General features: G+C 47.6%; 1 pseudogene. It reads right to left on the reverse strand.

The window, feature by feature from the left end:
* Positions 1-159: 159 nt before the first annotated feature.
* Positions 160-1133 (reverse strand): annotated as a pseudogene (locus ABF86_RS06705) (IS481 family transposase).
* Positions 1134-1437 lie beyond the last annotated feature (304 nt).

Below are 1437 nucleotides of genomic sequence, written 5' to 3' on the forward strand. Positions count from 1 at the left end.
CAGTTGCTTGTGTTTTACAAATGTCTGCAGATGAATTTAGATGGTCTTACGAGCTTTTGAGTGGGGGTAGCCATAAGAATGATGCCTGTTGCTGAGTAATAACAGTTTGATGATTTCAAATTGTTCGCGACTGATATCACTCGGGTAACTTATCTCTGGCTAATTGTCGCATCCCGGATGATTGTATGGTTTTTTATGAAAGAGATGGGGATGAGTTTTATGCCATTCATTCATGGCCTGCATTGGAGCTTTACTCTTGAGGGCAGACAGCGGTAGTTGCGGGTTTACAGACTGACATAACGTATCAGGGTCTGTTCCAGATCTTCAGCGCTATTGAAGCGATATATTTTGAGTACGTCAGTAATATGTCTGTTGAAACGTTCGACCATCCCATTGGTTTGCGCAGTGTGTGGCCGGGTCAGGCGATGTTCGATACCGAGTTCCTGGCACAGCTGGTCAAACTGATGATTGCCACTGGGATTACGTTCACGGCTGGCAAACAGTCTGTCAGTAAATTCCTTGCCGTTGTCTGTCAGCATACGAGTAATCCTGATCGGACAGGCATTGTGCAGCGCCTTCAGAAATGCTCCGGCACTGGGCGCTGGCTGCGGTTTTGTTGGGTTTGGTGGCCACATACACCCAACGGGTGGCCCTGTCTATTGCTATCAACAGGTAGCGCCTGCGGTGTTCATCTTGCATTTGTGGCAGGTATTTGATGTCGATATGGATATAACCGGGTTGATAATGCTTGAAAGCCTTGTGTGCGGGTTGCGCTTCTTTGGGTTTGAGCACACATTAAGATTACCCACACCATGGCGTTGCAAGCATCTGCCCAGCCCGGAGCGAGAGACGTCAGGGCATAAAAATTCACGGGTGATGGCCAGCAGATCATCCAAAGGCAGCAGCAGTGAGCGACGCAGATAAATCACAATGGCTTCTTGTGCTGGTGTAAGCGTAGTCTGCAGCCGGTGTGGCGTATGTGACCGATCGGTAAAAACATCGCGATGCTTCCATTTGCAGATCGTCTGTTCGGTGACGTCATAGCGTTGCGCCAGCACCGCAGCAGAGTCAACGCTTGCGGCAATTTCAGCCCGTATCGCTGGTGTAGTACGAGCATTCTTATGTAAAGCTATATCATTTCATGGCTCTCCCGGATGGCCTGAAGGATTCTATCAGCTCTCTCATGACAGCTCGCGCCATGAACAGCGGATAACGAGTTTTATCTATACAATCATCCGGGACTGAACAAGTATGTACAAATTATTAATCCAAAAACTGTTTATTTATGCGGCATTACAAATCAATATAACTCCCTCTCTCCCAGAGTTTCACAAGCAGTTTCCTCCAGGATGGCTCTGATAATCTCCTCGCATCCTGAAAATATTATATGACCATGCGCCAGGCGTATCCCGCATGGCTATATTGTCAACAAAACAA

It is taken from the genome of Nitrosomonas sp. GH22, assembly GCF_009833115.1.
Lineage (GTDB): Bacteria > Pseudomonadota > Gammaproteobacteria > Burkholderiales > Nitrosomonadaceae > Nitrosomonas > Nitrosomonas eutropha.